The sequence below is a fragment of the Vibrio sp. 10N.261.52.A1 genome (genome assembly GCF_002876325.1).
GTDB classification, from domain to species: domain Bacteria; phylum Pseudomonadota; class Gammaproteobacteria; order Enterobacterales; family Vibrionaceae; genus Vibrio; species Vibrio chagasii.
The window spans coordinates 1-2,798 of the sequence record NZ_MCYD01000969.1 but is presented as its reverse complement, the minus strand read 5'-3'; the positions used below and the strand labels follow the sequence as shown (position 1 = coordinate 2,798).

General features: G+C 42.7%; 3 protein-coding genes. All 3 read right to left on the bottom strand.

Features of this window, described 5'->3' with window-relative positions:
- Nucleotides 1-181 precede the first annotated feature (181 nt).
- Nucleotides 182-532: a DUF2750 domain-containing protein gene (locus tag BCT81_RS21020; RefSeq protein ID WP_004738289.1), complete on the bottom strand. Its 351-nt coding sequence runs from the start codon at nt 530-532 to the stop codon at nt 182-184.
- A 135-nt stretch (nt 533-667) separates the two neighbouring features.
- The gene (locus BCT81_RS21015; RefSeq protein ID WP_241908252.1) at nt 668-1,249 is read right to left on the bottom strand and encodes an OmpA family protein; all 582 of its coding nucleotides are present in this window, start codon (nt 1,247-1,249) and stop codon (nt 668-670) included.
- A 35-nt stretch (nt 1,250-1,284) separates the two neighbouring features.
- On the bottom strand, nt 1,285-2,550 hold the full coding sequence (locus BCT81_RS21010; RefSeq protein ID WP_102425710.1) for a TolC family outer membrane protein: 1,266 nt from the start codon (nt 2,548-2,550) through the stop codon (nt 1,285-1,287).
- Nucleotides 2,551-2,798: the final 248 nt, after the last annotated feature.

Genomic DNA, 2,798 nt, shown 5'->3' with positions numbered 1-2,798 from the left:
GGAAAAGAGAACGTGTCACAAGAAGCTATCAATTAGATAAAGAACGATATTCTATGATTAGTTTGATCTTGCTTCAATTTTTGAGGGGTGTTTGTGGCAGGGATTGCGAACGGGATCTCTAATTTATTTAGTTTTATCAGAGAGATATCGGCCGTACAATTTGCACGGCCGATACTTGAAATTAGATGTATAATTTCGCTAGGTCAGAAGGCTCAAGCTCTTTGCCTTCTAGAGATTCGTTCCAGTTTACACCTACTAGTACGCCATCTTCAGCAAGAGTTAGTAGCCAATCTTCGACAAAGATGTCTAGTGGAATTTCTAGTACTTCAAAGTCAGCCCACTCTTCAACGTTGTGAGTTTGAGCATCTTCTTTTGAAGACCAGAAAGGCATCACTTCGCTGTTTTCGAATTCACTTGAGTCACATGCTAGCCAACCTTCTTCGTTGCGAAGGCCCCATACCAGTTTAGTTTCTTGTGTTTCAGAAACGAAAAGTTCTAGATTTGCTTGAGTATCAGCTGTTAGTTTGCTCATGGATTAATTCTCTATGTTGATAACGTGGCAAGATTAACATTATAGACGGCTTAGGTACATGCTATTCAAGGAATTATCATGGTACTGAAACGTTAACTTAAGATAACGTTTCAGTACGGTTAGGCCCGACGATAGTTACTTCTTAATCTTAGTAAAGATGTGCCACTCTTCTTTGATATTTCCTTTAAACCCAGCCACAGAAGCAACGACTTTACGGTGAAGTGCGTGGTTGATTTCGGTGTCATTGCTACTGAACTCAACATCACCATGGCCAACGATGTTGACTCTAGAGGGTTGAATGCCGTTGCTGATAAGTGCACGTCTAACGTTGGCAGCACGCTCTTTTGACAGCATTAGATTGTGCTCGGCATTACCCACCTTACTAGCGTAACCTTGCAATTCAATGGTGGTGCTTTCGTAACGCTTCAAAAAGGCAGCCATCTGGCGTATCTGGTTAAGGAAAGCAGGGTTAATTTCTGTAGAGTTATTAGCGAAGAGTATATGGAGCTCTTTTTTCTCCGACGACTCGAAATATGAACCACAACCGTCGTTATCTATTTCTGCACCAATCTGCGTATCGGCACACAAATCACGCGCATTGATTACGCCATCGTTGTCGTCATCTTGTAGATCGTAAATTTGAGTGACAGGCGGAAGCGCACGATACTCAAATTCATCCTCATTGATGTCAGCTAAAGCATGGGTAGATACAACCATGAAGCAAAACGATAAAACTGTGTTTGTTAGCTTCATTAATATTCCACCTTTTCATTCCATTCTTCAGGGATCTCAACTCGCAAACCAGTAAGTAGATTGCCAGTTGCGTTCATTACGCGATATTTGGCGTATTGCTCATCATACTTGGCATCTAAATAGCCTTTACGAGCTTCAAACAATTCATTCTCGGTGTTCAGCAAATCGAGAAGGGTACGCTTACCGATGCGATACTGCTTCTCATAGGAAATAACGGTATCTGATGCCGAGTCAACGTGATCAGATAGAAACTCTTTTTGTTGAACAGTGAGGTCAAGCGCACTCCAGGAAAGGCGCAAACTCTCTTCGACATTGCGATAAGTGCTTTCACGAAGATCTTTGGCTTTATTCAGTTGGTAGGCTGCACTCTCAGCGCGGTCTTGATCTGAACCACCGTTATAAAGGTTGTACCTTAGGCGAACCATTGCAGAGAATTCATCACTACTGCCTTCTGTACCACCGGCATCATCACGCCAGGTTTGAGCGGCCTCAAAAGACACTGTTGGGTAGTTAGTGCTTTTTGATTGCTTATATTGAAACTTTGCAGAGTCAACGTCGGCTTGCGCTATCTTGATGACCGGATGTTGATTGAATGCTTTTGCTAGTGCGCCATCGATTGTGTATGGAATAGCGCCGGCATCAGCACGAGGGAAGGTGAGTCCTAGTGGAGATTGACCAACAAGTCGCTTGAATTGAGTATGAGTATCAAAAAGGTTATTTTGAGCTGCGAGTAGGTTGCCATGTGCTTTTGCAATACGAGCTTCTACTTGAGACATATCTGCTGTCGAACCAATCCCAGATTCGACGCGTTTACGAATATCGCTGTATATCTCTTTGTGCGTAGCGAGGTTGCTTTCAGAAAGTGATAGCACTTCATAGGCCTTCACTGCGTCGAGGTAGACCTTAGTTACTTCTAATGCGATGTCTTGCGCGTTAGACAGTAATTGATAGCGAACAGACTCAGCGTCTGCTGCAGTACGGTCGATATCATTTGATGTGTTTGAGCCATCCCATATCAATTGGGTTAACGTAATTGTCGCTTCTTTGCGAGTGAGGTCAGTTGTATCGGCGTTCGTGGCAAGGTCCGTGTGCTCATAACCAATACCTCCATCTAAATCGATACTTGGTCGGTAGGCTCCCCCAGATGCATCATTCAAGTAACGTTTACTAATATACTCGTTGTAAGCACTTTTGATTTCAGGGTTACTTTCTAAAGTAAATGCTACAGCCTGCTCTAAGGTTTGTGCGCCAGCCGGCAAACTCAGCGCTATCGCTAATCCTAATGTTGTTGCTTGAATGCAATTCAATTTTCATCTCCCCAAATGGACTGACACCGAAATATGAGCTTTACTTGATAAAGACACAAAATTTAGGTGAACCGCCAAAAAAATAACGTTCGCTCTAGAAGCTGCCGTAAATGGTTGTAAATTTGTTAACCGATCGCTGTGCGTTTTATTGTTGTTTTTGGGCACTTAAATCTTATATCAATATTCTAATTATCTTTCGCTAACAC